Raw genomic sequence first — 22,772 nt, 5'->3', positions numbered from 1 at the left:
TGTGACAGCCAGAGCCGCTGCAATCGGAGACTGATCGTGACCTTCATTTCCAAGACCCCACACGCCGACGTTGTCCTGATAGGCGGCGGCATCATGAGCGCCACACTGGGGGCATTCCTCAAGCAGTTGGAGCCGGACTGGACCATCTCCCTGTTTGAACGGCTGGACCAGCCGGGGCTCGAAAGCTCAGATCCCTGGAACAACGCAGGAACGGGCCACGCCGCCCTCTGCGAGCTCAACTACTCCCCCGCAGCCAAGGACGGCTCGGTCAACCCCTCCAAGGCTCTGCTCATCAACGAACAGTTCCAGCTGTCCCGCCAGTTCTGGTCCCACCTGGTGGACAACAACCTGATCGGGTCACCCAAGGGCTTCATCAACACGGTCCCGCACATGAGCTTCGTGATCGGCGAGGACCACAGCCGGTTCCTGAAGACCCGCTACGAGGCGCTGAAGCCGCACACCCTGTTCCGGAGCATGGAGTTCTCCGAGGACCACGCGCAGATCGCCAAGTGGGCACCACTGATCGTCAAGGGCCGCGACCCCAAGCAGCGCATTGCCGCCACCCGCGCGGCCGAAGGCACCGACGTGGACTTCGGCGCGCTGACGCGCGAGCTGACCACCTACCTGGGGAACAACGGCGTCGAAATCAACTACGGACATGACGTCACCGGCATCACCCGCGCCTCCGACGGCGGCTGGGACCTGACACTGAAGCACCCCAAGTCCGGGGAACGCGGCAAGATCCACGCCAAGTTCGTCTTCGTCGGCGCCGGCGGCGGTGCCCTGCACCTGCTCCAGGCCTCCGGCATTCCGGAGAGCAAGGGCTACGGCGGATTCCCCGTCTCCGGCCAGTTCTTCCGCTGCACCGACGAAACCATCGCCGCCCAGCACAGCGCCAAGGTGTACGGCCAGGCATCGGTGGGCGCTCCCCCCATGTCCGTCCCGCACCTGGATACCCGCTACGTCAACGGCAAGCGCTCCCTCCTGTTCGGACCGTACGCAGGCTTCTCCACCAACTTCCTCAAGAACGGCTCCTACCTGGACCTGCCCCTGTCCATCCGCCCGGGCAACATCATCCCGATGCTCGCCGTGGCCAAGGACAACATGGACCTCACCGCCTACCTGGTGAAGGAAGTGGTCAAGAAGCACGACCAGAAGGTCGAAGCGCTGCGCGAGTACTACCCGGAAGCAAAGGGCGGGGACTGGGAACTCATCACCGCCGGCCAGCGTGTACAGATCATCAAGAAAGACCCGCAAAAGGGCGGCATCCTTCAGTTCGGAACCGAAGTGATCGCCGGCCGCGACGGCTCCATCGGTGCGCTCCTGGGCGCCTCGCCCGGAGCCTCGACCGCTGTCCCCATCATGATCGAGCTCCTGCAGAAGACGTTCCCCAAGAACTTCAAGGGCTGGCAGTCCAAGCTCAAAGACATGATGCCCGGTTACGGGGTGAAGCTGGATGAGAATCCGGACCTCGCCGCGGAGCTGGAAAGGGCCACGGCCAAGTCCCTCCAGCTGGAGAGCGTTTCCGCCAGCCACTGACCCTGCCGGGGCCAGCGGCTGGCACCCCCAGGGCATGTACCAGTCACTTAGACCCCCAGGAGACCACCCATGTTCCGGTTGGCGCACCTTTCCCTGGCGAACCGGGCCCTGATCGCGCTGATCACCGTCTTCGCCTCGGTCTTCGGCGTGATCACCATGTCATCGCTGAAACAGGAGCTCATCCCTTCCATCGAGTTCCCGCAGATCACGGTGCTCAGCCCCATGCCGGGCGCATCGCCGGAGGTGGTGGACAAGCAGGTCAGCGGTCCGCTCGAGAAGGCGCTGAACGGCGTGGAGGGGCTGGAATCCACCTCCTCCACGTCGCGCACCGGCGTCTCGCAGATCACCATGGTGTTCACCTATGGATCGAACCTGGACCGGGCCCGGAACCAGATCGACCGGGCCATCTCCAACGCCAAGCGGACCTTGCCCAGCGACGTCCAGCCGCAGGCCATCGCCGGCAGCATCAGCGACTTCCCCATCGTCTTCCTGGCAGTATCCTCGGACAAGCCGCTCAGCGACCTGAACGCGGACCTGCAGCGCCTCAGCGTGCCGCGGCTGCAGAAGATCGACGGCGTCCGCAGCGCTGACGTGACCGGCGGCGCCACCCAGCACATCGAGATCCTCCCCCGGGCAGATGCGATGGCGGCGGCAGGGACAGGCCTCACCGCCATCCGGGACGCCCTGTCCAACAACGGCGCGCTGGTCCCCGCGGGCACCCTCGAGGACCAGGGAAAGACCCTCTCGCTGCAGATCGGCAGTCCGGTGGATTCCCTGGATGCCATCAAGGCGCTGCCGTTGGCCGGCGCCAAAAACGCCGCCACCATCGGCTCGGTGGCCGACGTGTCGATCAAGGACGACGAACGCACCTCCATTACCCGCACCAACGGGGCAGAGACCCTTGCCGTCTCCGTCACCAAGAAGCCCGAGGGCGACACCGTGGCAATTTCGCACGCGGTGCGGGACTCCCTGAATGAGCTGGAAGCGGAACTGGGTTCAAACGCCAAGTTCACCCCCGTCTTCGACCAGGCACCCTTCATCGAAAAGTCCATCAAGGACCTCACCACCGAAGGCCTGCTGGGGCTGGGGTTCGCCGTCGCCGTCATCCTCCTGTTCCTCATGTCCGCCCGGTCCACGCTGGTCACGGCGGTGTCCATCCCGTTGTCGCTGCTGATCACCTTCATCGGGCTGTCGGGCACCCGCTACTCCCTGAACATCCTGACGCTCGGCGCGCTCACCATCGCAATCGGCCGGGTGGTGGACGACTCAATCGTGGTCATCGAAAACATCAAGCGGCACCTGAGCTACGGCGAGGAAAAGTCGACGGCAATCCTTACCGCCATCCGGGAAGTGGCCGGTGCCATCACGGCGTCCACCCTGACCACCGTGGCGGTGTTCCTGCCCATCGCCTTCGTCGGCGAGCTTGCCGGCGAACTGTTCCGCCCGTTTGCCCTGACGGTCACCATGGCACTGCTGGCTTCGTTGCTGGTTTCCCTCACCATCGTTCCGGTGCTCGCCTACTGGTTCCTCAAAAACCCCAAGGCCGGCGGTGCCCCCGCAGGTTCCGCCGAAGCCCGGCGGATGGCCGACGAGGCGAAGGCAAAAGCCCACGACGCCGAACAGCGCAGCCGCCTGCAGCGCGGCTACCTCCCCATCCTTCGGTCGACCCAGAAGCACCCGGTGATCACGCTGGTGGCCGCTGTCCTGGTGCTCGGTGCCACCGGAGCCATGACGCCGCTGCTGGCCACGAACCTGCTGGGCAATTCCGGGCAGAACAGCCTGACGGTCCGCCAGGTGCTGCCCGCCGGCACCAGCCTCGCTGACACGAGTGCTGCCGCCATCCGCCTCGAAGAGGTACTGCGCGGCATCGACGGCATCAAGGACGTCCAGGTGACCTCGGGCAACGCCCAGGCCGGCTTCGCCGCCCTCACCTCCACCGGATCCTCCAACTCCACCTTCACTGTGGTCACGGATGAGAAGGCCGACCAGGAGCGGCTTCAGGACACTGTGCGCTCGGAGCTTGCCAAGGTGCCCGACGCCGGCAAGGTTTCCGTAGGCACCCAGCAGGGCGGCTTCGGCACCTCCTCCACCGTGGACATCACCCTGAAGGCGGCCACCAGCGCCGACCTGAAGTCCGCCAGCGACACCATGGTCTCGGCCATGACCGGCGTGCCCGGCACCAGCGAGGTGGAAAGCAACCTGGCCGCCAGCAACCCGGTGGTGCAGGTCAAGGTGGACCGGGCCAAGGCCACAGCCGCCGGACTGAACGAGGAACAGGTGGCCGGGGTCCTTGCATCCACCATCAGCCCCATCCCCGCCGGGACCGTGCGGATCGACACCAACGACTTCCCCGTCCGGATCGGCCAGGGCACCAAGTTCACCAGCATCGACGCCGTTCGGAACATCCCGCTGCCTGCCGGCGGCCGGCCGGTGACACTGGGAAGCATCGCCTCCGTGGACCAGGTGGACGTCCCCGTCTCCATCACCGCCAGCAACGGTGAGCGCACCGCCAAAGTGTCCATCACGCCGTCGGGCTCCAACCTCGGCGCGGTGAACAGCGAAGTCCAAAAGCGCCTGGCCGATGTCCAGCTGCCGCCGGGAGTCACCGCAACCATCGGTGGCGCCACCACCCAGCAGGCCGAATCCTTCCGCCAGCTGGGCCTGGCCCTGCTGGCGGCCATCGCCATCGTGTACGTGATCATGGTGGCCACCTTCAAGTCCCTCGTCCAGCCGCTGATCCTGCTGGTCTCGGTTCCGTTCGCGGCCACCGGCGCCGTGGCCCTGCTGCTGCTCACCGGCGTACCCCTGGGACTGCCGTCGCTCATTGGCATGCTGATGCTGGTGGGCATCGTGGTCACCAACGCGATCGTGCTGATCGACCTGATCAACCAGTACCGGCAGCCGCGAGACGGCCGGCCCGGCATGAACGTGGCGGATGCCATCACCAACGGCGCACGCCAGCGCCTGCGGCCCATCCTGATGACGGCGCTGGCCACGGTGTTCGCCCTGACCCCCATGGCGCTGGGCCTCACCGGCGGCGGCGGCTTCATCTCGCAGCCGCTGGCCGTGGTGGTGATCGGTGGCCTGGTGTCCTCCACAGCCCTGACCCTGATCCTGGTCCCCGTCCTGTACCGGCTGGTGGAGGGGCGGCGCGAGAAGAAGGCACTGCTGAAGGACCTGCAGGCCCGTCCGGAGCCCGGCGTGAAGACAGGCCCGGGATCCGACGTCGACGCGGAGTTCCGGGACTGGACCACCGGCCAGGTTCCCAAGGTCAGCGGCCGCCGCGCGGCCCCCGGCGCCGAATAGCGCATGTCGCGAATGGCGATGCCCGTACCGCCCTGCGGTGCGGGCATCGCCATTTAACGCGCCGGCCTGCGGTGGACGGAAGTGGGAATAACCACGGCGGCCCGGTGTTACAGAAGGCGATAGATGCAAATGCATCTAAATTGGTCTAGACTGAAACCAAGCCCAGCAAATCCAGGAACGGAAAGGCACGCCATGCAAATCGGTGTTTTCAGCGTCAGCGACATCACCACGGACCCCACCACGGGCCGCACCCCCACCGAGCACGAACGCATCAAGGCCTCTGTGGCCATCGCCAAGAAGGTCGAAGAGATCGGCATGGATGTTTACGCCCTGGGCGAGCACCACAACCGGCCCTTCTTCTCCTCCTCCCCCACCACCACCCTGGCCTACATCGCAGCCCAGACCGAACGGATCATCCTCTCCACAGCCACCACGCTGATCACCACGAATGACCCCGTGAAGATCGCCGAGGACTTCGCCATGCTCCAGCACCTTGCGGACGGGCGCGTGGACCTGGTCCTGGGCCGGGGCAACACCGCGCCGGTGTATCCCTGGTTCGGCAAGAACATCCAGGACGGCGTGGAGCTGGCCATCGAGAACTACAGCCTCCTCCGCAAGCTCTGGGATGAAGACACCGTGAACTGGTCCGGCAAGTTCCGCACCCCGCTGCAGAACTTCACCTCCACGCCGCGTCCGCTGGACGGTGTGGCCCCCTTCGTATGGCACGGTTCCATCCGCACCCCGCAGATTGCCGAGGTGGCGGCCTACTTTGGTGACGGCTTCTTCGCCAACAACATCTTCTGGCCCAAGGAGCATTACCAGCAACTGATCGGTCTGTACCGCGAGCGGTACGAGCACTACGGCCATGGCAAGGCGGACCAGGCCATCGTGGGCCTCGGCGGCCAGTTCTTCATGCGGAAGAACTCCCAGGACGCCGTGAAGGAATTCCGGCCGTACTTCGACAACGCCCCCGTCTACGGCCACGGGCCGTCCCTGGAGGACTTCACTTCGCAGACCCCGCTGACCGTGGGCAGCCCGCAGGAAGTCATCGAAAAGACCCTGACCTTCCGTGAGTACTTCGGCGACTACCAGCGTCAGCTCTTCCTGATCGACCACGCCGGCCTGCCGCTGAAGACCGTGCTGGAGCAGCTGGACCTGTTCGGCGAGGAAGTCCTGCCCGTCCTGCGCAAGGAATACGCGGCCCTCAAGCCGGCGCACGTCCCGGAACCGCCCACCCACGCCGGCCGCGTGGCAGCCCTGCTGGCATCGCAGGACGCCGCAGAAGCCACCTCTGAGGCGTAATGGCCGCGGGGGGATCGGAATCGCCGGTGCGGCTGGCAGCCGAAACGTGGGAATCACTGTTCCGGGCGCAGGTTGCCGTGATGCGGAAGCTGCAGTCCGGGCCGGCATTCCGGAAGCTGGCACTCAATGAGTACGACGTGTTGTTCACGCTCTCCCGCTGCCCGTCAGGCTGGCTGCGGCTCAACGAGCTCAACGACAACGTCCTGTTGAGCCAGTCCAGCCTCAGCAGGCTGGTGGAGCGGCTCGAAAAGCGGGGGCTGGTAGCCAGGATGCCCGCGCCGGAGGACGGCCGCGGCGTTCTGTTGAAGCTGACGGATGAAGGGCGCGAGCTGCAGAAGGAGATTGGCCGCGAGCACGTGCGGGACATCTCGGCGCTGGTGGGTCCCGCGCTGACAGCCGCCGAGCAGAAGGAACTGATGCGGCTTACGGACAAACTGCGGAACTCGCTGGGCCCCCTGCCGCGGAAACGCTAGCCCAGCTGGACCAGCCGGGCGGGATCCTCGGCCGGCAGGTCCCCGTTGACCACCGCGGTGACGCGCAACTGGTTCAGCACCAGGCTGCCGCCCACCGTGGACAGGAAGGCCGTGTCCGACGAGTCGCGGCCGGCGGTAATGCGCAGCATCGACTCCCGCGGCGCCAGCCCCGTGGGGTCGATGATGTGCCAGGCGCCTTCCACGTAGGCTTCGGCCACGGCATGGAAATCCATGGGGTTCAGGCCGGGGGCGTAGACAGCGGCAAGGCGGGCGGGGATGTCCTTGGAACGGAGCAGCGCAATGGCAAGATGCGCGAAGTCCCGGCAGACGCCGCGCCTGCTGAGCAGGGTTTCCACCGCGCCGTCAGTGCCGCGGGAGGAGCCGCTGATATACCGTAGTTCGCCGTTGACCCAGTTGCGGACAGCGTGCACCAGGTCGGCCCCCTGGACCCCCTCGAACTCGGCGTACGACGTGGGCAGCAGCCGGTCTGACTCGGCGTAGCGGCTTGGCCGCACGTACCGGATCCGGTCTGCCAGGCTGGCCTGTTCCGGCACGCCCCGCCCGGTCACCGTGGCTGTGTATTCCACCGTGACCTCCGTGGGCTCGGCGAACTCCATGTAGTGGAACCGGCCGCCATGGTGGTCCGAAACGTCGGTAAGCGGAACGTCCGCTCCGCCTGCAGTCACGGACAACGATTCCTCGAAGGACGAGTAGCCGCTGTTCCTCGCTACGGCGATGGCCATGGCCACCTTGGTGTTGGCGATGGTCCTGAAGGCCAGGCGTGCGGAAACAGAGCGTTCCATGTCTCTCCGGGGGTATTGGGGGCGGACGGAAAGTCGCGTGCCCCGGCACCGGGTGAGTGCGGGAAGCGGGACTAGTTTTTGACCTTCAGCGACATTAGCATCCGCTGCACGTTGGCGAAGTCACTGCTCTCGTTGACGTACTCCGCTGCCTGGCCCAAGGTGTCAAAGGCCTTCGCCGGAGCCACCTTCTGGTCCGGGGCGAAGGCTTTGAGCGCCACCAGGTCGCCGAAGGAGTAGTCCCCCTTGCCTGCGGGGCCGCGCACCACGTTCCGCAGCTCGCACGCCTTGCCGTCCGCCCCGCCCACCAGGTTGGTGATGCCGTAGGAGCCGAAGTAGCGGTAGCCCTGGATCACCCGGTAGACCATCCGGGGCGGGATGGTTCCTTCCCCTCCCTGGGCGGCGAGCTCGAAGGGTACGCTGCTGATCACGGTGTACGGGTGCTTTGCGTTGTCCGGGCAGTCAGCGGACGACGGCGGGAGTCCCGTCCTGAGCGCGGCAACGAAGGTACCGTCGGGCTTCTTCACGTCGACCTTCAGTCCGCCGGGAAGGACGCCTTCCTCCGGCGGGACGGACTGGGCGATCCAGTCCGCCGGCAGGTCGAAGCTGACCGTCTTCGCGGAGTCCGAGAACGTCTTCCAGGCAGCGGCAGTGGCCGCGCCCTGCGGTCCGGCCGGCGTTGCGGAGGTAAATCCAGTGCTGCTGCCGGTTGCCCCCGGGGTGGCTCCCTCCATGGGGCTGCCAGACGTTGCCAACCCGTTTGCAGCCGCTCCGGAGGGGGCCGGCTGCGCCGTCCAGCCGGGACTTCCGGCCGGTGTTCCGGAGCACGCCGCCAGCAATACGGCGGCGGCAACAAGGGATGCGCCGGAAAGGAGGGTGGATGCTGCCTTGCCTGTCATGGAAGCCAGCCTAGCGGCGCTTCGTCCGCTCCCCTGCGCGCATGCGGGGTGTTTTTCGCATGGCTGCGGGCCCTTCCGCCAGCCACCCGGCCGGCTTCCAGCCGGGGCACCTGCCCGGCGTGTCGCCGTCGGACGTTTACCACCCCGGGCTGGGACTAGGCTGGAAGCTATGGCGGAAGAGCAGAACGGCGCAGCCGAAGAGAACCCCGCGGACAACTCCGCCCTCAACATGTCCGCCGTGGATGTCGCCGACTGGCGGCTGCGGACCTTCGCTCTCTACGATGCCGTCCGCCGGATCTCTGCCGAGAGCCCGTCCGAGGCGCACTCGTACTGGCGCCACCAGCGCGACCTGATGTTCGCCACCCACCCCGCGTCCGCGCTTACCGCAGCGGATAAGGCACGCTTCTCCGGCCTGAAGACCGCCGACTACGATCCCATCTACCGCTTCCACGTCCCGCTGACCAAAGAGGGCGCCGGCCGGGAAATGAGCGTGGACACCGGAACCGACGGCGTGGTCCACTTTGTCCGGCTGGGCACCTTTGATCTCCCCGAAATGGGCCAGCTGGGGGTGTGGAAGATCCACGGCTACGGCGGCGGGATCTTCGTCCCGTTCCGGGACGCCACGGCAGGCCAGCCGGGTGGAAGCTACGGGGCGGGCCGTTACCTGCTGGACACCATCAAGGGTGCCTTCCAGGGTATCAACGGCAGCGGTCCCGATGCCACGTTCGTCCTGGACTTCAATTTCGCCTACAACCCGTCCTGCGCCTACAACGAGGCGTGGGCATGCCCCCTGCCCGGGCCGTCCAACCGGCTGGCTGTGGACATCCCCGTCGGCGAGCTGTACTGACCTGTGGCGGGTCTTGGCAACGCTTCCGGGTGCGCACCCCGGCTCTTCACTGTCCGCGGCACTGACCATGGTGCCGGTGCCGCCGCATGAGGGAGGAAACCTCAGCACTGGCAGGACCGGAGACCACCACCCGCCGCTTTCCCGCCACCAGGCACCACCGCGGGGTCCTGCGTTTTCCCGTCGTCCGGCAACTGATCCGCTTCTCCGGCGTCGGCGTCATCTGCACGGCGGCGTCCCTGGGGATCTATGCTCTGCTGCGGCCCTGGCTTGGCGCCCAGCTGGCCAACGCGGTGGCGCTGGTCCTCACGTCCCTGCTTAACACAGCCCTGAACCGGCGGGTGACCTTCAAGATCGCCGGCCAGCAGCGCCGCACGCGCGACCACCTCAACGGCCTGGTGGTGATCGGCGTGGCCCTGGTGATCACCGGCAGCAGCCTGGGAGTGCTGCATTGGTTCAATCCGGACGCCACGGTAGGGGACGAACTCGTCGCCACCACGCTGTCCGGCTTCCTGGCCACCGCCGTGCGGTTCAGCATGCTGCGGCACTGGATCTTTCGCCGGGCACGGCACCGCTGATTACCCGGCACCGCTGATTCAGGGACGGGGACCGTCAGTGCCGCTGGCCCGCGCCCAGGTTTTTGACGCTGCCCACCGCCGCTTGTACCGCGGCCGCGGCAGCCGCCAGGTCCTCCTGCGTCACTGAAGCGTCGAAGCTGAACCGGACAGCGGTCTGGGCCACTTCGGCGGAAATCCCCATGGCGGTGAGCACGGGCGACGGCGCATCGGAGCCGGCAGCACAGGCCGAGCCGCTGGAGCAGACCACGCCGCGCCGTTCCAACTCCAGGAGGACGGACTCGCCGCTGGTGCCGGGGAAGCAGAACGAAGCCACCGACGGGAGGCGTTGGGAGCGGTGGCCGGTAAGGACAGCCTGGGGCACTCCTGCCAGCACGGCGCCGATGAACCGGTCACGCAGTGCTTCCACCCGTGCCTGTTGCTCTGCCTGGCGGTCCTGGGCGAGCCTGAGGGCAGCAGCCAGTCCCACGGCCCCAGCCACGTTTTCAGTTCCAGAACGGCGTCCCCGTTCCTGTCCGCCACCGTGGATCACCGGTTCCAGCCGGATGCGGCTCCGGGCGAACAGCGCGCCGCAGCCTGCGGGTGCGCCGAGCTTGTGCCCGGAAATGCTCATGGCGTCCACGCCCAGGGACCCGGTGTCCAGAGGCAGCCAGCCGGCGGCCTGGACAGCGTCGGTATGAAACGGGATGCCGTGGGCGTGGGCCAGCTCCGCCAGGGCGGGGATGGGCTGGACGGTTCCCACCTCGTTGTTGGCGTACATAATGCTTACCAGGGCCGTTTCCGGATGCAGCACGGCTGCCAGGGCCTCCGGCGTGACGCGGCCCGCGGCGTCCACCGGCACCACGTCCACGGTAAAGCCGTGAAAGCGTTCCAGGTACCGCGCGGATTCCTCCACCGCCGGATGTTCGACGGCGCTGATCACCACCCGGCCCAGCTGCGGGTTTGCGGCCTGCCGGGCCAGGGCGATTCCCTTGACGGCCAGGTTGTCCGCCTCGGTACCGCCTGAGGTGAACACCACCTCGCCCTGCCGGCAGCCAAGGACGGCCGCGACAGCCGACCGCGCCCCTGCGAGCGCCGAGGCGGCGGACTCGCCGAGGGTGTGGTGGCTGGACGGGTTGCCGAACCCGCCGGTGAGATGGGGCCACATGGCGTCCAGCACCTCCCGGCGGACGGGGGTGGTGGCGGCTGCGTCGAGGAAGATCACGGCAGCCTCACCCGGCGGTCAGTTCGACGTCGAGGCCAAGGTCCAGGGCGGCCACGGTGTGGGTGAGTGCGCCCACGGAGATGACATCCACCCCCGTGGCGGCAATGGCGGCCACCGTGCCGGGGTTGACGTTGCCGCTGGCCTCCACGCGCGCGCGCCCGGCCACGAGTGCCACGCCGTCCTTCAGCTCTGCCACCGTGAAGTTGTCCAGCATGATGGTGTCCACTCCCGCGGCCAGCACGGGCTCGATCTGGTCCATGCGGTCCACTTCCACTTCGAAGTGGGTGGTGTGACCCAGCTGCGCCTTGGCGGCAAGCAGGAGCTCCGTGAGCTTTGCGGGGTCTCCCCCGGTCATCACGGCGAGGTGGTTGTCCTTGGCGAGGACGGCGTCGGAGAGGCTGTAGCGGTGGTTCGCGCCGCCGCCGCACCTAACGGCGAAGCGTTCCAGGATCCGCAGGCCGGGCGTGGTCTTGCGCGTGTCGGTAATGCGGGCCCGGGTTCCCTCGGTGAGCCGCACGAACTCCGCGGTTTTGGTGGCGATGGCGGACATCCGCTGGACCAGGTTCAGCGCCACCCGTTCCGCCATCAGCACCGAGCGGGCGGTGCCGCTGACCCGTGCGAGGTGCGTGCCGGCGTCGAACCTTTCGCCGTCCGCTACCAGGAGCTCCACCTTGGTTGCAGGGTCCACCAGCTGCATGGCGTCGCGGAACACAGTGGCGCCGCTGAGGACGCCGGGGACGCGGGCGTTCAGGACGGCGGTGGCGCGTGCGTGTGCGGGGATGAGCAGCTGCGAGGTGATGTCCCCGCCGGGGGCATCCTCGGCGAAGGCCCGTTCCAGGATCTCCTTGACGGGGGCCGGAGGAAGGGTGAGGTCCAGTGCCGGGCGCAGGCCGGCGGCGAGGTCGATCACGGCGGATTCAGTCATGGAGCAGGCTCGCTTTCGGGCGCGAAGGGTAGGAAGTTTCAGTCTGTACGGGCTCGTCGGTGCGGTAGTGCGCCCCCAACGATTCACGGCGGTTGAGGGCAGCAGCCACGAGCAGCCGTGCGGCCAGCAAGAGGTTCCGGTCCTCAAGAACCACGGGCTCAACAGAGGAGCCGTCAGCAGTCGAGCGATCAGCGGAAGAAACAACAGCAGCAGGACGGACGACGCCGGCCCACCGCTCAAGCGTGGCAGCCGCCTGAAGCAACAGCTCCCCAGAACGCAACACCCCGGCATGCGAGGTCATGAGCCGACGAAGAGCGTCCCGCGAGAACTGAGTGTCCCGCCCCTCATTCCCTCCGAAGTTAGACGGCCAACTCCCGCCCGGCGCACCTGACCGGTCCGCCGCGCCTTCTAAAGCAGCACGGACGGCGACGTGCGCACTTGCGTTCCGCGGCAGGGGTGCGGAAGCGTGCGTCAAGGGGAGGCCGGCAGCGGCCGAGACAGCACGCGGAGCATCGCTGACGCGGGACGCGTCCCAGCCCCGGTCACCGGAGAGGAAGTCTTCAACAGCGCGGCGGCCGAAGACGAGTCCCTCGAGGAGGGAGTTGCTGGCCAACCGGTTTGCCCCTTGGATCCCTGTGCACGCAACTTCCCCAGCGGCATAGAGGCCGGGAACGGTGGTGCGGGCGGAGAGGTCGGTGCGTACCCCGCCCATCCAGTAGTGCGCGGCGGGGGCGACGGGGACCAGTTCGCGGGTCCAGTCGATGCCGGCGTCGAGGGTTTTGCGGGTGAGGGTGGGGAACCGCCGGCGGAGGAAGCCTGCCCCCTTGGCTTGTTCGATGACGCGGGCGTCGAGGTAGACGTGGCCGGTGGGGTCGCCTAGCTTGGCCAGGTGGAGGGCGATGCTGCGGGAGACGACGTCGCGGGGTGCCAGTTCGGCGTCGGGGTGGTAGGCCTGCATGAAGCGCCGGCCGCCGGAGTCCAGCAGGACCGCCCCTTCGCCGCGGACTGCTTCGGAGATGAGCAGAGGCCCGTCGGGACGATTGGGATGGGCGGTGGCGGAGCTGACCAGGCAAGTGGGGTGGAACTGGAAGAATTCCAGGTCAGCGGTGGCTGCCCCGGCGCGGACGGCGAGCGCCAGTCCGTCTGCGGTGGCCACGGCGGGGTTGGTGGTTTGGGAAAACAACTGGCCTGCTCCCCCGGTGGCGAGCAGGACGGCGTCCGCGTACAGGCTGACGTTCCTGCCGTCGTGCAGGTATTCCACGCCTGCCACTCTTCCGTGGCGGGTGACGAGCCCTGTGGCGTGGGCGTGGGTGAGGACCGTGAGCTTTCCTTCGTCCCGCCGGGACAGCACTGCCTGGATGAGCGCACCGGCGACGCGCGCACCGGTGGCGTCGCCGCCTGCATGCAGAATGCGCGGGGCACTGTGGGCCGCTTCGAGCCCAAGGGCCGGGCCGCCGTCGTGCGTTGCGTCAGTGGGCGTTGCCCCGGCGCGGCCTGCATCGAAGGCGACCCCGTAGCGCTGAAGGCCCGCGATGTCGCGGCGCGCTTCCGTGCACATCAGCCGGACCGCGGCTTCGTCGCAGTGTCCCGCGCCGGCACGGAGGGTGTCCGCGATGTGCGCCGCCACCGTGTCGCCGGGTGCGGGCGTGTCCAGTACGGCGGAAATGCCGCCCTGCGCGTACCAGGTGTTGCTCTGATCCAACGCACCCTTGGTCAGGAGCACCACATCAGCGCCGGCGTCCGCGGCGAGGAGCGCCGCGTAGAGGCCGGCGATGCCGCTGCCGACGACGGCCAGACGCCCGGCCATTACGGCCTCGCAGCGAGCATGCGCTCGAGCGCGGTCCTGGCATTGTCCTGCACGTCGTCATCCACGGTGATGCGATTGACCACACGGCCGGCCACCAGTTCCTCCAATACCCATGCCAGGTAGCCGGGATGGATGCGGTACATGGTGGAGCACGGGCAGATCACCGGGTCCAGGCAGAAAATAGTGTGCTGCGGATACTCGGCGGCAAGCCGGTTCACCATGTTGATCTCGGTGCCGATCGCGAACGTGGTGGGTTCCGTGGCTGCAGCGATGGCCTTTTTGATGAAGTCCGTGGATCCGGCTGAATCCGCCGCGTCCACCACCTCCATGGGGCACTCGGGGTGGACGATGACCTGGACGTTCGGGAACTCCGCCCGGGCCTTCTCGATCTGCGCCACGCTGAACCGCTTGTGCACGGAGCAGAACCCGTGCCACAGGATCACGCGGGAGTCCAGCAGCGCCTGTTCGTCGTTGCCGCCCAGGTCCTTGCGCGGGTTCCACATGGGCATCTGCTCCAGCGGCACACCCATTGCCTTGGCGGTGTTGCGGCCCAGGTGCTGGTCCGGGAAGAACAGCACCCGCTGTGCCCGCTGGAAGGCCCACTCCAGCACAGTTTTCGCGTTGGAGGAGGTGCAGACGATGCCGCCGTGTTCGCCGCAGAACGCCTTGAGGGCTGCGGAGGAATTCATGTAGGTGACGGGGAGGACCGGAACGCGGCCTTCGGCGTCGGGCTCGGTTCCAAAGATGTCCTCGAGCTGCTCCCAGCATTCCTCCACGGAGTCCGCGTCCGCCATGTCGGCCATGGAGCATCCGGCGGCAAGGTTGGGCAGGATGACGGCCTGCTCCGGCGTGGAGAGGATGTCCGCGGTCTCGGCCATGAAGTGGACGCCGCAGAAGATGATCGCCTCCGCGTCCGGGCGGGTGAGCGCCGCGTTGGCCAGCTGGAAGGAATCACCCACGAAGTCCGCGTACTGGATGACTTCATCGCGCTGGTAGAAGTGGCCCAGGATCACCGCGCGGTCCCCCAGCATGGCCTTGGCTGCTTTGATGCGTTCCCCGAGCTCGGCGTCGCTGGCCAGCTTGTATTCCTCGGGCAGCTGGCCCTGGCGCGGCGTGCTGGCCGGGGCCGGATCGGCACTGGACGCCCCGGGACCGTAGGCCGGGACCCCTGCGAGCGCCTCGGCCAGGTCATAGTCCCACGGGCCCTTGGCCAGTGCCGGGCTGCAGGTGCTGCGCTCAGCGGCTGCGCCCTTTTCGGCCTGTTCGCGCGTGATCAGCTGGATTGCCGTGTTGACGCTGCTCATGGTGTGCTCCTGTTATCTGGGTCAAGGCCTGGCCGGCCGGTAAAGCGGTAGAGGCGTGGCGGGCGGTGCTTGCCGCCCTGGAGGTATTCCCCGGTTTCTTCGATCTCCGGGGTGGCCTTGAGCTGCCGCCGGAAATTGGCGGGATCCAGCTGGCGGTCAAGAACGGCTTCATAGACTTCGCGGACCTGGGCGAGCGTGAAGTACTCCCCCAGCAGGTGGTACGCCACCGAGCCGTAAGCCAGCTTGTTGCGCAGGCGCCAGAGGGCGTAATCCACGATGGCGTTGTGGTCGAAGGCCAGCTCACCCAGCCGGTCCGCGCGGAACCACTTCACATTCTCGGACTCGTCCGCGAGCGCTGCTTCCGTGGGCTGGACCAGGGCCCAGTAGACGATGGAGACCACTCGCTGGGTGGGCGAACGATGGAGTCCGCCGAAAGCGTACAGCTGCTCGAGGTAGCTGGGTGCAAGGCCGGTGGTCTCCCGCAGGTTCCTGGCGGCAGCGTCCTGGAGCGACTCGTCATGGCTCAGCGGACCACCTGGCAAGGCCCACAACCCCTTGAACGGTTCGCGGATGCGGCGCACCAGGGGAAGCCACAGGGTGGGACGGCCGGAGGTGGCGCTGGGCCGGAGGGCGAAAATCACCGTGGAGATGGCCAGCGACGGCGGAGCGGCCTGCCGCTCGGAAACATTAGCTGAGCTGTAGTACACGCTTCGCACCGCCTTTCGCCATCCTCGACTGCCGTCATGGGGCCGCCACCCTTAGTTATGGTCATCTTGACCAAAACTAATTCTACGGCCGGGCGTTCCCGAAAGGGAAATATTTCTGCCCACGCATTTTCCCGGCGCGGCCGGGACGCGGGTCGTAGCGTCCGCTGCGCGCCGCGCTGGACTCCTGCCGCGGATGCGGGGTGCCGGTTCCGCCTCCCGTTTCCGGGCAGCCACCCAGAAGCGGTAAATTCAATAGGTCCCAAAAGGACCCCCGGGCCCTTGGCCCTGGACCCATCCAGCCCCAGAAGGTGCACCTGCCCATGACGATGAAGTCTGCCCATACGCCATCGCCCACCAAACCAAATGCCACAGCCGTCCACAGCATGAAGCCCCGCCAGCTGACCATGATGGGGCTGGGCAGCGCCATCGGGGCGGGGCTGTTCCTGGGATCTGGTGCCGGAGTCCAGGCGGCAGGTCCGGCAGTGCTCGTCTCCTACCTCGTGGCCGGAACGCTGATCATTCTGGTTATGTGGGCCCTCGGTGAGATGGCGGCGGCAAACCCGAACAACGGGGCCTTCTCCGTATATGCGCAGCGCGCGCTGGGACGGACGGCAGGCGCCACCATCGGCTGGCTGTGGTGGCTGCAGCTGGTAGTGGTGATCGCCGCCGAGGCCCTGGGCGCCGCCGGCCTGCTGTTCTCCGTCTGGCCGGTGGTTCCGGTCTGGGCTCTGGCGCTGCTGTTCATGGTGGCCTTCACCGCCATCAACCTGACCGGGGTCCGGAACTTCGGCGAGTTCGAGTTCTGGTTCGCAATCCTCAAGGTAGCCGTGATCGTCCTGTTCCTTGGAGTTGGTGCAGCGCTGCTCCTGGGCCTGCTGCCCGGCGTCGAATCTCCCGGCGCGTCAAACCTCACCGGAAACTTCGCGCCGCAAGGCCTGGGCGGCGTCGCGGCGGCGCTCTTCGTGGTGATCTTCGCGTTTGGCGGCACGGAGATTGTCTCGGTGGCGGCAGCCGAAACCGAGGACCCGGAACGCAGCGTGGGCAAGGCCATCCGCACGGTGGTGTGGCGGATCCTCGTGTTCTACATCGGCTCCGTCTTCGTCATCGCCGCTGTCCTTCCCGCCACCTCTAAAAGCCTTGCCTCCCCCTTCGCCGGCGTCCTCGACGCGGCCCGGATCCCCGGCGCGTCCACCGCCATCACGCTGGTGGCCGTCGTCGCACTTCTCTCCGCCCTGAATGCCAATCTTTACGGCGCCTCCCGCATGGTCTACTCGCTCGCCCAGCGGGGCGAGGCGCCGCACGCCCTGACGCGCCTCAACAGCGCGGGCGTGCCCCTCCTGGCGGTGGCGGTGTCCGTGGCCTTTGGCTTCGTGGCCACTGTCCTGGAACTCCTGTTCCCGGACCGTGTCCTGCCCGCCCTGTTCCAGCTGGTGGGATCGACGTGCCTGGTGGTCTGGGGCAGCGCCCTGGTCTCCCAGCTGATCCTCCGGCGGCGGGCGGACCGGGACGGGACCCCGTTGCCCCTCCGCATGAAAGGCTTTCCCGGCCTGACCATCCTGGGCCTGGTACTGCTGGGCCTGATCTTTGCCGTCGGCTTCAGCGCCGAGGGCAGCCGCGTGCAGCTGTTCAGCACCTTCGCGCTGATCGCCGGCATCGCGCTGGCATGCGCCGCAGGAGCCCGGCTAACCGGCAGGAACAGGACCGCCAACAGGTAGAGTGGTGCCTACCTTTCCACTGAAGACGCACCGACGCGCCGGGCCCGCCCAGCGCCGTACCTGATTGGGGAACTGACACCATGACCGGCAGGCACAGCGGCCAGCAGCAGGCGCACACCGTTGAAGGCACCGACCCGCAGCTGTACGTGGCCGTCCATGAACCCGCGGCCGACGCAGGGCTTCGGCCCGTCCTGCTGCTGCATGGCTTCTCCTCCTCATCCAAGCTCAACTGGGAGGACACAGGCTGGGTCTCGGCCCTGCTCGACGCCGGCCGACGGGTGATCACGGTGGACCTGCCGGGCCACGGCCGCAGTGGTGCGCCCGAGGACATGGACTCCTACTCCCCCAGCCGTATCCGTGCGGACCTGCTGCAGGCAGCGTTCGACGCCGGCGCCCGGCCTTTGCAGGACGGCGATCCTTCCAGCGGGCTGGACGTGGTGGGCTATTCCCTGGGCTCCCGGCTCGCCTGGGAGTTTGCGGCAACCCAGCCCGAGCTGGTGCACCGGCTGGTGCTCGGCGGCCCCAACGACTCCGACCCCCTGGCGGCCTTCGACCTCGTAGCCGCCCAGGACTACCTGGCTGACGGCACGCCGATCAAGGACGAGTCCACCGCCCAGCTGCTCAAGATGGCGCTGCTGCTGCCCAGCAACAACATCTTCGCGCTCCTGTCCCTGGTTGAGGCCATCAAGGCGGAGCCCTATGACCCGGCTGAAGCGGTCCCCCACGTCCCCATGCTGCTGGTGGCTGGAGACAAGGACGAACGGGCCGCCACGTTGCCCAAGCTTGCCGAACTCGCCGGCAGCGCAGGGTCCATGGCCGAACAGGTGATACTTCCGGGCCGGAACCACACCAACGCCATCACCAGCAGGGCCTTCAAACAGGCCGCCATTTCGTTCCTGGCCGTCTGAGCGATGCCCCTGGCTGCTGCCGGCAGCCTTTGATGCGTTCGCCGACGGCGGGCCGCAGCGGTGAGGAATAGAGCGCCGGGAAGGACACATGGGGACGCGTTTCGAAGACCGCAAGGAGGCCGGACAACGCCTTGCCGCTGCCCTGGCCCAGTTCCGGGAGCGCCCGGACACCGTGGTCCTGGGCCTGGCCCGCGGGGGCGTCGGTGTCGCGGCGGCTGCGGCAACTGCGCTGGGCCTGCCCTTGGGCACTGTCCTGGTGCGCAAGCTGGGGATCCCCGGGCACGAGGAAACCGCGTACGGGGCCCTTGCCCTGGCCCGCGGCCGCATTGTCCGGCTGATCAACAAACCCCTGCTGGAGCGGGTCCTTGAACATGGGGTATCCCAGGAATCACTGAACGCCGTGGAAGACCGCGAACGCGTCGAACTGCTCCGCCGGGCAGAGCTTTACCCGGGGGCCGGCATGGACGTGGCGGGCAAGACGGTGCTCCTGGTGGATGACGGCCTGGCCACTGGCGCTACGATGCGCGCCGCCGTCGAGGCCGTGCGGGAAGGTGGCGCTGCTACTGTGGTTGCCGCCGCCCCCGTGGGTTCGGTCCAGGCCCAGGCATTGCTCGAGCGGGTATGCGACGCGGTGGTCTGCCTGCACCTGCCCGGCAATTTCCGCGCCGTCGGGAGCTACTACCGGCACTTTCCGCAGCTGAGCGACGACGACGCAGTCGGGCTGCTGGCAGACTAGCAACACCTGGACAAAGAGCAGGCCCAGACCAAGCTGTCCGGGCCTGCTGTTTGTGCGTTTGGCGGTGGGTGGGGATCAGTGGTGGCTGCTGACACCCAGCGGACGGCCCTTGGTTTCCTTGGCCAGCACCACGCCGACGGCGGAGATCACGCAGAGGATCATGATGTAGATGCCGATCGAGCCGGTCCACTTGGTGGACTGCAGCAGTGACTCCGCGATGGTGGCCGCGAAGGCTCCGCCCAGGATGGCGCCGAAGGCGTACCCGATGGAGATGCCGGAGTAGCGGACGTTTGCGGGGAACATTTCTGCATACATGGCGGACATGGGTCCGTAGGACAGGCCCAGACCAACGGTCAGGACGAACAGGGCGACGCCGTAAAGCATGATGTCCTTGGTGTCGATCAGGGCAAACATGGGGATCATCCAGGCGAAGACGATGGCGTAGCCGATCAGGAAGGTCTTGACGCGGCCAATGCGGTCCGAGAGCCATCCGCCCACCAGGGTGAAGATCAGCCAGCCGAAGGACGCCAGTGTGGTGGCCAGGAGGATTTGCGGGGTTGGCATCTTCAGCGTCTTGGTGGCGTAGGAGATGAAGAACGCAATCAGCAGGTAACCGGCCGCGTTGTTGCCGATGAAGATCAGGGTGGAGTACAGCACCGGCAGCTTATGGTTCCGGATCAGTTCACCGAGGGGCGCCTTGCTCTCCTTCTTGCGCAGGGCCATTTCCTGGAAGACCGGGCTTTCGGCGACGGCCCGGCGGATCAGATAGCCCACCACGATCAGGACGATTGAGAGCAGGAACGGCACGCGCCAGCCCCAGGCGGCGAAGTCTTCCTTGGACATGCTGGTGTTGAGGAAGAACAGCAGGCCGGTGGCCAGGATCATGCCCACGGGCACGCCGATCTGCGGGTAGGCGCCAAACAAGCCGCGGCGGTTGACTGGCGCGTGCTCGACGGCCATGAGGGCAGCACCGCCCCATTCGCCGCCGGCGGAAAAGCCCTGGATGACCCGCAGCAGGATCAGCAGCACGGGAGCCCAGGCGCCGATCTGCGCGTAGGTGGGCAGCATGCCGATGAGCGCGGTGGCCGCACCCATCATGACCAGGGTGAAGACCAGCATTGCCTTCCGGCCCAAGCGGTCGCCCAGGTGCCCTGCGATGACGGCACCGAGCGGGCGGAACAGGAAGCTGATGCCGATGAGGGCGAAGGAAAGGATCTGGGCCAGGCCGGGATTGGACTCGTTCAAGGGTGCGAGGAACAGCGGTGACAGCAGCGTTGCGGTCAGCTGGGCAAAGATGAAGAAGTCGTACCACTCGATCGTGGTGCCGACCAGGGTGCCGGCGAGGACCTTGCGCTCCTCCCGCCGACTGCTGGGGCCAGCGAGGGTATCCACCTTGGAAGGTGTGGTCATTGAAACTCCATTGTTTATTGGGCAGCAAGGCCACCCGGACGCCTTCAGAATTACCGACAGAACGGTCAGTTAGTTAGTAGGGTACTACGAAATTGTGATGCGGAACACGAACTTTGGGGATTTTTGGCCGGAAAGCAGCCTCTACGGATATGTTCTATATTTGAACGACAAGTTCGTATACAGGACAATACCGCCTCCCGGGGAGTGAGACAAGGGTCACGGAAGGGGCGCCCTGCAACCTAGGATGGACAACATGACTCCTCCAGCAGCCGCAGCACAAGCCGGAGCTGCGCCGCAGGCTTCGCCCTCCCAGACACTGTCGCGAGGCATCCGTGCGCTCGAGATCCTTGCGGCTGCCCCCGGCCCGCTGACCATCGCCGAGCTGGCCGAGGCCATGGGTGTCCACCGTTCGGTGGCTTACCGGATCCTGCGCACCCTGGAAGACCACTCCCTCCTGGTCCGTGACGACGCCGGACGGGTCCAGCCCGGGCCCGGGCTGGCGGTCCTGGCACGCGGCGTATCCCGCAACCTTCAAAGCGCTGCCCTCCCGGAGCTCACCCAGCTGGCAAACTCGCTGGACATGACGGCTTTCGTGGCTGTCTGGGACCATCACGACTGCATCACGCTCGTTACGGTCGAACCGAGGCATTCGGGAGCCAGCGTGGCCCAGCGTCCCGGCACGCGCCACCCGATCAATGCCGGGGCTCCGGGTATTGCCATCCAGTCGGCCCTCACCGAACCCGAGTGGGACCGGCTGGACACGGGCATCCCCTACCGGCCGGAGGCATTGGAAGCGCGGAGGAGAGGCTACTCGGCCAGCCATGACGAGGTCATTGCCGGGGTCTCCTCGCTGGCGGCCCCGGTCCGGGTGCCCGGCGGCCGTCCGGCCGCCCTCGCCGTCGTCTACATCCGCTCGGCCCAGGACCCGGAAGCCGTGGGGGCGGCCATTGCCGAAAGCGCGGCACGGATCGAGAGCCAACTCGCCTAGTAGAAGACCCCGCGGCAAGACAGTGGCCGGGCAGGCGCTCCTGGGTGGGCTGTCAGGCTTTTTGGCGGAGCACGACGGCGGCTCCCGCACCAAGCAGCGCAAGCGAGAGCGCGGCGCAGACCGGGACAAGGAACGCGGCTCCGTGGCCGTACAGCTGCGCCAATTGTCCCCCAACTGAGGACCCGAGAGCCGTTCCGGCGACAATCCCGCTGGCGAGCGCGGTCATGACCGTGCCCAGCCTGCCGGCGGGCGCCACCCTTCCGCCCACGGCGAAGACGGTGACCATCACCGGGCCCACCGGCAGCCCGAGAAGCAACAGGACCGCCGCCATCATGGGCAGTGACGAAGGAACCAGCAGCAGGACGGCGAGCGCCGCCATCAGGACGGCACACAGCACCCAGCGAAGCGGGAGCCCTGCACGGCGGGGCCAATAGGCAACCGAGAGTGCCGCGGCAGCCGAGCTGAGGCCCATGACGGCATACAGCAGTCCCGCTATTTCGGTGCCGGCGAGTCCGGCGGCGAAAGCGCTCAGGGCAGCCTGGGTGGAGCCAAAGAAGGTCCCCATGCAGACCATGGCAAAGACCGGCAGGGCCACCACCCACGGCAGCTTCGAAGTGTTCGTGTCCCCGGCACCCTGGCGCTTCCTGTCCGGGGAACGACGGGCGGCCGGAACCGCCCGGTGGGTGGGATGCACAGCGAAACCCGGCACAAGCGTAATGGTCATGGCCGCGGCCAGTGCCAGCGGAAGCCACGGCGCAACGAGGCTGGCCAGGATTCCAACCAGGGCCGGCCCCAGGACGAAGGTCACCTCATCCGCAGTGCTCTCGTAGGACAGTGCCGTATCCAGGTCGCGGGCAGGATCGGAGGGTGGAGCCGAACCGTCCGCGTTGGCCGTCAGGGACATCCACCGGACGCGCGCCAGGGGTCCCACCTGAGGGCTGGTGGCACCGGCTGCGAAGGCAACTGCCAGTACAGCAAGCGGGAAATCTCCAGCTCCAGCAGTGGTGGTGGCGGTGAGCACCAGGGCCAGGACGGCCAGGGTATTGAGTACAGCGGAGAGCAGCAGGATTGGACGCTGTCCCCTCCTGTCCGCCAGGGATCCCAGCAGCGGGGCGCCAAGGGCAGAGCCGATCCCCACCGCGCCGGCGGCTGTTCCGCCGGCGGCAAAGGAGCCGCTGACGGAAGTGACCAGGGTCAGTGTGCCCATGGTCAGCATGGCCAAGGGAAGCCTCGCGAAGAGCCCCAGGGGGATGAAGCTCCGGCCTGCGAGCTGCGGGAGACGCAAGAAGCGTCCGGGCGCTGCCCCTTCCACCGGGTTTGACGTGGAGAC

General features: G+C 67.3%; 19 protein-coding genes. 10 read left to right on the top strand and 9 right to left on the bottom strand.

All coding sequences use genetic code 11. The features are described 5' to 3' along the window. The first annotated feature begins 36 nt into the window (after positions 1-36). The 4 genes from FBY30_RS14425 to FBY30_RS14410 all read left to right on the top strand — a co-directional run bounded on the left by FBY30_RS14425 (position 37) and on the right by FBY30_RS14410 (position 6,620). Positions 37-1,539, top strand: coding sequence for a malate:quinone oxidoreductase (locus FBY30_RS14425; protein WP_142133482.1), 1,503 nt, complete (start codon positions 37-39; stop codon positions 1,537-1,539). 69 nt (positions 1,540-1,608) lie between these two features. Further along, positions 1,609-4,845, top strand: coding sequence for an efflux RND transporter permease subunit (locus tag FBY30_RS14420; protein WP_142133481.1), 3,237 nt, complete (start codon positions 1,609-1,611; stop codon positions 4,843-4,845). A 192-nt stretch (positions 4,846-5,037) separates the two neighbouring features. Then, positions 5,038-6,147, top strand: a complete 1,110-nt coding sequence (locus FBY30_RS14415; protein ID WP_142133480.1) for an LLM class flavin-dependent oxidoreductase — start codon at positions 5,038-5,040, stop codon at positions 6,145-6,147. Beyond that, positions 6,147-6,620 carry a MarR family winged helix-turn-helix transcriptional regulator gene (locus tag FBY30_RS14410; RefSeq protein ID WP_142133479.1) on the top strand — a complete coding sequence of 158 codons (474 nt, stop codon included), beginning with the start codon at positions 6,147-6,149 and terminating at the stop codon, positions 6,618-6,620. Before FBY30_RS14415 ends, FBY30_RS14410 begins: the two co-directional genes overlap by 1 nt. Here the strand turns inward: FBY30_RS14410 and FBY30_RS14405 are convergent. Further along, positions 6,617-7,423: a transglutaminase-like domain-containing protein gene (locus tag FBY30_RS14405; protein ID WP_142133478.1), complete on the bottom strand. Its 807-nt coding sequence runs from the start codon at positions 7,421-7,423 to the stop codon at positions 6,617-6,619. The genes FBY30_RS14410 and FBY30_RS14405 overlap by 4 nt on opposite strands. Positions 7,424-7,494: 71 nt before the next feature. Next, a complete protein-coding gene (locus tag FBY30_RS14400; RefSeq protein WP_142133477.1) occupies positions 7,495-8,319 on the bottom strand; it encodes a hypothetical protein in 825 nt (274 codons plus the stop codon). Positions 8,320-8,488: 169 nt separating this feature from the next. Here FBY30_RS14400 and FBY30_RS14395 point away from each other — a divergent pair, with 169 nt between their 5' ends. Together FBY30_RS14395 and FBY30_RS14390 are read left to right on the top strand one after the other, a co-directional pair. Continuing rightward, on the top strand, positions 8,489-9,166 hold the full coding sequence (locus FBY30_RS14395) for a DUF1684 domain-containing protein (protein WP_142133476.1): 678 nt from the start codon (positions 8,489-8,491) through the stop codon (positions 9,164-9,166). 86 nt (positions 9,167-9,252) lie between these two features. After that, positions 9,253-9,741: a GtrA family protein gene (locus FBY30_RS14390; RefSeq protein WP_142133475.1), complete on the top strand. Its 489-nt coding sequence runs from the start codon at positions 9,253-9,255 to the stop codon at positions 9,739-9,741. 34 nt (positions 9,742-9,775) lie between these two features. On the opposite strand, the gene FBY30_RS14385 is transcribed toward FBY30_RS14390, so the two are convergent. From FBY30_RS14385 to FBY30_RS14365, 5 genes are read right to left on the bottom strand one after another with little or no spacing between them, the layout of a single operon-like run. After that, positions 9,776-10,942, bottom strand: a complete 1,167-nt coding sequence (locus FBY30_RS14385) for a cysteine desulfurase family protein (protein WP_142133474.1) — start codon at positions 10,940-10,942, stop codon at positions 9,776-9,778. A gap of 7 nt (positions 10,943-10,949) precedes the next feature. After that, a complete protein-coding gene (gene nadC, locus FBY30_RS14380; RefSeq protein ID WP_142133473.1) occupies positions 10,950-11,867 on the bottom strand; it encodes a carboxylating nicotinate-nucleotide diphosphorylase in 918 nt (305 codons plus the stop codon). Then, complete coding sequence (locus FBY30_RS14375; RefSeq protein ID WP_142133472.1) at positions 11,860-13,674, bottom strand: L-aspartate oxidase; 1,815 nt, start codon at positions 13,672-13,674, stop codon at positions 11,860-11,862. Before FBY30_RS14375 ends, nadC begins: the two co-directional genes overlap by 8 nt. Then, positions 13,674-14,978: a quinolinate synthase NadA gene (gene nadA / locus FBY30_RS14370; RefSeq protein WP_142133471.1), complete on the bottom strand. Its 1,305-nt coding sequence runs from the start codon at positions 14,976-14,978 to the stop codon at positions 13,674-13,676. The genes FBY30_RS14375 and nadA overlap by 1 nt, the downstream gene beginning before the upstream one ends. Next, positions 14,975-15,685: an NUDIX hydrolase gene (locus tag FBY30_RS14365; protein ID WP_236798721.1), complete on the bottom strand. Its 711-nt coding sequence runs from the start codon at positions 15,683-15,685 to the stop codon at positions 14,975-14,977. Before FBY30_RS14365 ends, nadA begins: the two co-directional genes overlap by 4 nt. Positions 15,686-16,005: 320 nt before the next feature. Between FBY30_RS14365 and FBY30_RS14360 the strand changes: the two genes are divergently transcribed. The 3 genes from FBY30_RS14360 to FBY30_RS14350 all read left to right on the top strand — a co-directional run bounded on the left by FBY30_RS14360 (position 16,006) and on the right by FBY30_RS14350 (position 19,044). Further along, positions 16,006-17,400 (top strand): amino acid permease, encoded by a 1,395-nt coding sequence (locus tag FBY30_RS14360; RefSeq protein WP_142133469.1) that lies wholly within the window; start codon positions 16,006-16,008, stop codon positions 17,398-17,400. 80 nt (positions 17,401-17,480) lie between these two features. Continuing rightward, complete coding sequence (locus FBY30_RS14355) at positions 17,481-18,308, top strand: alpha/beta fold hydrolase (protein ID WP_142133468.1); 828 nt, start codon at positions 17,481-17,483, stop codon at positions 18,306-18,308. 88 nt (positions 18,309-18,396) lie between these two features. Beyond that, positions 18,397-19,044, top strand: a complete 648-nt coding sequence (locus FBY30_RS14350; protein ID WP_142133467.1) for a phosphoribosyltransferase — start codon at positions 18,397-18,399, stop codon at positions 19,042-19,044. 75 nt (positions 19,045-19,119) lie between these two features. Here the strand turns inward: FBY30_RS14350 and FBY30_RS14345 are convergent, their stop codons facing one another. Next, positions 19,120-20,454 carry an MFS transporter gene (locus tag FBY30_RS14345; protein WP_142133466.1) on the bottom strand — a complete coding sequence of 445 codons (1,335 nt, stop codon included), beginning with the start codon at positions 20,452-20,454 and terminating at the stop codon, positions 19,120-19,122. Positions 20,455-20,707: 253 nt separating this feature from the next. Between FBY30_RS14345 and FBY30_RS14340 the strand changes: the two genes are divergently transcribed. Next, complete coding sequence (locus FBY30_RS14340) at positions 20,708-21,442, top strand: IclR family transcriptional regulator (protein WP_142133465.1); 735 nt, start codon at positions 20,708-20,710, stop codon at positions 21,440-21,442. Positions 21,443-21,494: 52 nt separating this feature from the next. Here FBY30_RS14340 and FBY30_RS14335 read toward each other — a convergent pair whose 3' ends face one another. Next, positions 21,495-22,649, bottom strand: coding sequence for an MFS transporter (locus FBY30_RS14335; protein WP_442858287.1), 1,155 nt, complete (start codon positions 22,647-22,649; stop codon positions 21,495-21,497). Positions 22,650-22,772 lie beyond the last annotated feature (123 nt).

This window comes from Arthrobacter sp. SLBN-83, assembly GCF_006715285.1.
In the GTDB taxonomy this organism is placed as follows: domain Bacteria; phylum Actinomycetota; class Actinomycetes; order Actinomycetales; family Micrococcaceae; genus Arthrobacter.
This window is presented reverse-complemented; position numbering and strand designations above follow the sequence as displayed.